This window comes from Desulfosarcina sp., assembly GCF_041551955.1.
In the GTDB taxonomy this organism is placed as follows: Bacteria; Desulfobacterota; Desulfobacteria; order Desulfobacterales; family Desulfosarcinaceae; genus Desulfosarcina.
Genome location: NZ_JBFELV010000330.1, coordinates 1 through 5,614, shown reverse-complemented (window position 1 = coordinate 5,614; position 5,614 = coordinate 1). Strand labels below are relative to the sequence as shown.

Annotated in this window: 5 protein-coding genes; 1 reads left to right on the top strand and 4 read right to left on the bottom strand. The window is 50.6% G+C overall.

Annotation, left to right across the window (positions count from 1 at the left end; all coding sequences use genetic code 11):
* Positions 1 to 84: 84 nt before the first annotated feature.
* On the bottom strand, positions 85 to 933 hold the full coding sequence (locus ABYV26_RS19315; protein ID WP_372682993.1) for an SDR family NAD(P)-dependent oxidoreductase: 849 nt from the start codon (positions 931 to 933) through the stop codon (positions 85 to 87).
* A 112-nt stretch (positions 934 to 1,045) separates the two neighbouring features.
* Between ABYV26_RS19315 and ABYV26_RS19310 the strand changes: the two genes are divergently transcribed.
* Positions 1,046 to 1,372, top strand: a complete 327-nt coding sequence (locus tag ABYV26_RS19310) for a winged helix-turn-helix transcriptional regulator (RefSeq protein WP_372682992.1) — start codon at positions 1,046 to 1,048, stop codon at positions 1,370 to 1,372.
* A gap of 266 nt (positions 1,373 to 1,638) precedes the next feature.
* Here ABYV26_RS19310 and ABYV26_RS19305 read toward each other — a convergent pair whose 3' ends face one another.
* The 3 genes from ABYV26_RS19305 to ABYV26_RS19295 all read right to left on the bottom strand — a co-directional run.
* Positions 1,639 to 2,625: a zinc-dependent alcohol dehydrogenase family protein gene (locus tag ABYV26_RS19305; protein WP_372682991.1), complete on the bottom strand. Its 987-nt coding sequence runs from the start codon at positions 2,623 to 2,625 to the stop codon at positions 1,639 to 1,641.
* A 666-nt stretch (positions 2,626 to 3,291) separates the two neighbouring features.
* Entirely contained in the window at positions 3,292 to 4,146 is an 855-nt protein-coding gene (locus ABYV26_RS19300) for a phosphodiesterase (protein WP_372682990.1), read from the bottom strand.
* Positions 4,147 to 4,155: 9 nt separating this feature from the next.
* Positions 4,156 to 5,614 (bottom strand): ATP-binding cassette domain-containing protein (locus ABYV26_RS19295; protein WP_372682989.1); only part of this gene is annotated, 1,459 nt, incomplete at its 5' end.

The window sequence follows — 5,614 nt, the reverse complement described above, 5'->3', positions numbered from 1 at the left end:
ATGCTCACATACTACATGTATGCTCCGCTTTTTCGCCGTTGCATGCCTTGCCCTGAACCCTGATCCTTATTTTTGAGATAGGTTCTAGTGTTGTAATTTGGTCAGAACCGCTTCGATAACACGAACAATGGCTTCACATTTTTGTGTGTCCAGTGCATCGGGATGGGGCGGGGCAAACTGACCGGTGTCATTGTCAAAATACTTGCCGGAAGCCGCTGCGAATTCATCTGACAGGGCTGCGCGGACAAGTATTTCCGCACCGATGCGCAGATCGCCTCCGGTCACGCCATAGGCCTGTTTGACCATCTTGCTGCCCAGCATGGATCTGGGATTGACCGCAATAATGGCCGGGCCGTCATCCTTGAGCGAAAGCGCCATGCTGCGCGACCACATGGTTATCGCCAGCTTGCTTTGCGCATAGGCCGCATTGTCGGACAACTTGGTCCGTCCGACCAACGCTTCGGGATCGACCGGTGCCTGGGCAGCTGAGGAGAGATTAATGACCCGTCCGGACTTTTCAAACAGAGGCAAAAGGCGTTTCGTTAGTAGATAAGGCGCAATTGTATTGACAGCAAACCGGACATCAAGTCCATCCTGCGTGATCGGGTGGGGCGTGTTAAAGACGCCGGCATTGTTGATCAGCACATCGAGCTTGGCGTGCTTTTCAGCCAATGCCTTGGCCAGCACCTCCACGTCAGCCATACTTGATAGATCGGCTACATAGCTTTCAACCTTCACGCCATCCGATATCGCTGAAAGCGTATTTTCCAAGCTTTCAAGTTTTGCCGGGCTTCGGCCATGCAGCAAGACGTTTTGGTCCAACGAGACCAACATCTTGGCGGTTTCCAGACCGATCCCATCGGTGGCGCCGGTAACCAGAATGGTTCTTGTCATATTTATCTCCTTTGCTTTCCATCCCAACGAAATTTTCAAAATTTCAATTGACCTCAGCAACGTAAAAGGATAATAGTTCGTATAATCTAACTGCGCAAGTAGGCACCTAAAAATTACGTAGTAACAAAATTGATACTAATGAGGAAAATCAATGCGTCACAACACCTATAAATGTAATAATGGATGCCCTGTAGAGGCAACGTTGGAAATTATCGGCGGAAAATGGAAGGGAGTCATCCTCTATCATCTGATGGAGCGCACCTACCGTTTTGGAGAACTGAAAAGGGTGATGGAGGGCGTAACCCAGCGCATGTTGACCAAGCAGCTTCGTGAGCTGGAAGCAGATGGAATCATCAATCGCAAGGTTTATGCACAGGTGCCGCCAAAGGTTGAATACTCACTTACCGATGTTGGCGAAAGCTTAAGGGATGTCATGATGATGATGCGTGATTGGGGGCGCAACCATTTTGGGCTGTAGCTTGTAATGAAAACCAACCGTTAATCTGGTGAGAAGGTTCTTTAAAAACCAATAAAAAATAACAGGGCGTGTTAATCTGGATCGGTTAACACGCCCTGATGTTAGATAGTGCCCATCCATAAACGGTTATTTCGCCCGATCTCTGCGTTGCGCTAAAAATTTTATCCTCGGAATATCAACCATATGCCGCCGGTAAAATTTTTCGAAAGCCTTGATCTCGACCCAATTTACCTATTTCTGGACGGACACTAGATACTTAAAGTCGGCTATATTTCTACAACGACTTTACCCATAGCCTGACCGCTGGAAAGACGGTCATGGGCCTTGCCAACTTCCTCAAGGGAAAATCTTTGTTCATCCAGGACCGGGCGTAAACCACCTGCATCAATGATTTCGGCCAGTTTATTGAGAATTTTGGCATGATCTTCCCGTTTATAGTTGTGGATCATCGGGATTAACATGAACACAACATGCAATGACAACCCTTTAAAATGCGCTACGGACAAATCCAACTCAACCAAAGCCACTGTCGAAGCAATTTGGCCGTTGAGCGCAGCCGCTTCAAAGGAATTGGCCATATTCGCACCACCAACTGAATCGAAAACAACATCAAAACCGGCACCATCGGTATATTTGGCAACGTATTCGGCAACCGGTTCCGTCTTGTAGTTGATACCGGTAGCCCCCAGTTCTTTGATCAATGCCAACTGCTTGTCACCGCCGCCTGTCGAATAGACCTCAGCACCGAAATAACGGGCCAACTGCAGCGCAACGTGACCAACACCGCCGGATCCACCATGGACCAGCACTTTTTGACCATGGTCAACGCCGGCCCGTGTCAGCCCTTCATAAGCCGTGATACCCACCAGAGGCAATGCGGCGGCTTCGCGCATCGTAATGGTCTTTGGTTTGTGAGCGATCAAATTGGCATCCGCAACCATGTATTCTGCAAGGGTGCCCGGCAAATCACCTAAGCCGCCGGCACATCCATATACCTCATCGCCAACAGCATATTCGGAAATACCCTCGCCCACCGATTCGACGGTGCCGGCGAAGTCCATGCCCAAAACGGCTGGAAGCTCGGGTGAAATCGGCAGTTCCTTGCCCATCTGGCGAATCATGGTATCGACGGTATTGACACTGGTTGCGGCGATCTTGACCAATACGTGGCCCGGTCTTACATCTGGCTTGGCGATTTCCGCAAGCGCAAATACGTTGGAATCACCGTACTCTCGAATTATCATGGCTTTCATTGATCTTTTTCTCCTTTTGTTTTTTTTCCTCACTGAACAGTCATAACCTCAATCGACCACAGCAATGCGCCATTTAGATAATTCGTATATTCTTTCCTCGCAAGTAGGCACTTTTTAATCTGGTAGTTACAATAAAGATACTAATGGGGAGGATCAATGCGGCACGGCACGACGAATGTAACTGAAGCCATACAAGTGTATTTTGGCTATCCCATAAAAATGGCACTCGCAGATCCGTGTGGTTTCTGGCCAAGGAACCAGATGGAATAAATATTGCTGTAGTAGCAGATAGCCTCTCTTTCACGAATTTGTCGTATTTTGCTTGCAGAAAAATGGGCTGAACTCGTCTTGCTGGACAGAAAAACAAGCCGGTCTAAATGATGGACAGCAGCGGGAGCATGAATATTTCAAGTCCGTGCGCCGATCAAAAACCTTTGTTGTCCAAAATAAACGTGTCCGTCATGAACCTCCAAAATGAGGATCTGCTTTACATAGCGATCGGTAGTTTGGCTGAGTCTTTTGTGGGAGTGGCGAAAAATGACCTTGCTGACAATTCTAATCGGAATGTAGGAAAGGGATGCTTAAAATTGCGAAATGCAAGCTGTCGTTAATAAATGGAAGTATATACGGTCACATTGAGCTTAAATTGTTGGATAGATTTCAATGTCATTTAGGATTTTCTACATTAAAAAAAGGATAGAAAGGCCCAAACTGACCGGGAAAGTCTTCAACCAGGTTGAGATGTGTTAAAAGTACGGGTGGATCGCCCCAACTTTGGTTGAGGCAGTGAACGAGGATGCCGGCTGGACTCAAAACAAAGCCAGATGGGGCTTCTGGCCTCAAATCCATGGTGATTTGCATGCCCACACCGGGGCACACCGTGGCTACCGAACCGCCGAAACGAATGGAGATGGGCCGATGGATGTGGCCACAGGTGATCCGCTCCACCTGAGGGTGATGCTGGATAAGTTTACTGAGGTCTTCGCGGTGCTTGAAAGGCTCGAGATCCATGTGGCCGACAGCTGAAGGAAAGGGTGGGTGGTGCATAAAGATCAGTGTTGGGACATCTGGCTTCTCTTTTAATGTGGCGTCCAACCAGGCTAAGCGCCTGGGGCACAAACCGCCTCCGTGGTCTCCGGGCGTAACCGTGTCCAGGGCGATCAGCCTAACGGCATAATCCTCGATGGCATAGCAGATAAACCCGCCGTTAGGGCTGTCAGGATGGGTGCGCAGGTAAGCATGATCGAAGAAGACTTTCGCCATTCGGCCCTTATGGTCATGGTTGCCAGGGACCATGAATACTGGCATTGCGAGGGGTGCCAGAAGCTCCCGGGCCACCTGATAGCTATCAAGACGCCCGCCATCGGCGATGTCACCGGTGACGATAACCACATCGGGTGCCGGGGAAAGTCCGTTGATGTGGTCGACAACCTTACCAAGTGCGTTGGCCGTGTCAGCTGCCTCATAGGCCAGTTCGCCATTGGGGACTAAATGAATATCGGAAATCTGGGCAATCAGCATGGGTTCTCGCTATCCGTCGCTAAGGGTGAACAGCGCCTCCAGGTCGATACGGATGTCAACCATTTCGCCTTTTTGGAATGATTGCCGGCCCGGAGCTTCGACCCTGATTGGTTCTGGAGTCTTCCCGTTTACCAGGAGCCTTGTCCGGTCGCCCATGAAAAATGAACTGACGACATTGGCCCGAAAATGTCCCTGCCCATCTTCGACCACTACAGCATGTTCCGGCCGGAAGAAGATATTGAGCACCTCGTTTTCGGCTACATCCACCCCCTGGATGTCGGCGATGGGTATACAGCCTCCAGGAAAATTCAGACACTGGTTTCCCACTGAACTTTTTATGCAGTTTACCGTGCCAATGAAGTCCGCTACGAAACGATTTGCCGGTTTGAAATATACTTGGCGCGGGTTTCCAATCTGGGCAATCCTGCCATGGGACATAACGACAATTCTATCGCCCAGAGCCATCGCTTCGGCTTGATCGTGAGTGACGTAAACCGCCGTAATGCCGATAGACCTCAGCAGCATGTCAATCTCCACCCGCAGAACATCACGCAGCTTCGCATCCAGGGCGGTCAGCGGTTCATCGAGGAGCAGGATGCGCGGCCGAACGGCGATTGCCCTGGCCAAGGCGACACGTTGCTTCTGTCCTCCGGAGAGTTGATCAATTTGCCGGTTTCGTAACTCTTCGATCTGCATCATGGCCAGCATTTCGTCGACGCGACCACGAATTTTCTCCGGTTCGTCGCCCTTTACCTTCAACCCGTAAGCAATGTTTTCGGCAACGTTCATGTTGGGAAACAGGGCATAGTTCTGGAAGACCATGCCGACATTGCGTTTTTCAATCGGAATCGCGGTTACCTCGTCCGCATTGAAAAAGACCTTCCCGCCCTCGTCGGGTGTTTCAAGCCCTGCGATAATCCGCAGCAAGGTGGTTTTGCCGCATCCGGAAGGCCCCAGGATTACGACTGTCTCGCCGGCGGCAACTTCGAGATCAAGGGATTCCAAGGCCTTGGTTCCACCAGGAAAGGTTTTAGCACACCCGGTGAGCCGGACAGAAGTTCCAGTTCTATGAGACGCCATTGCCGCTGAGACTTCAGAGAGAACTACCGGCTCCGAAATCCGCTCTTTTCTTTCCATTCTCAATTGCTCCGTTTCTACGTCTGCTGCGGCCAACCTGGACTTTGGCCGGGATACCCACTGCATTCCCATCAGTAGGGGGATAATCATGAAAAAGAAGGTAATCGTGTAAGCTGACCCGATTTCCAGCCGCATTGAAGCATAACTGTCGGCCAGTCCAACCGGCAGCGTCTTCGTCAAGGGGGTATGCAGCATCCAGGTCAGGTTGAACTCGCCGATCGACAGGGTGAAAACCATCAGAGAGCCGGCCAGCACCCCGGACCACACGTTCGGAATGATGACCTTGATGAACCGGTTGACGAAACCGGCGCCCAGGCTGGCAGCGCCTTCT

Bases quoted from the DNA above. Each gene is read 5' to 3' on its own strand.
- ABYV26_RS19310 (WP_372682992.1), top strand. From the start codon at position 1,046: ATGCGTCACAACACCTATAAATGTAATAATGGATGCCCTGTAGAGGCA.
- ABYV26_RS19305 (WP_372682991.1), bottom strand. From the start codon at position 2,625: ATGAAAGCCATGATAATTCGAGAGTACGGTGATTCCAACGTATTTGCG.
- ABYV26_RS19300 (WP_372682990.1), bottom strand. From the start codon at position 4,146: ATGCTGATTGCCCAGATTTCCGATATTCATTTAGTCCCCAATGGCGAA.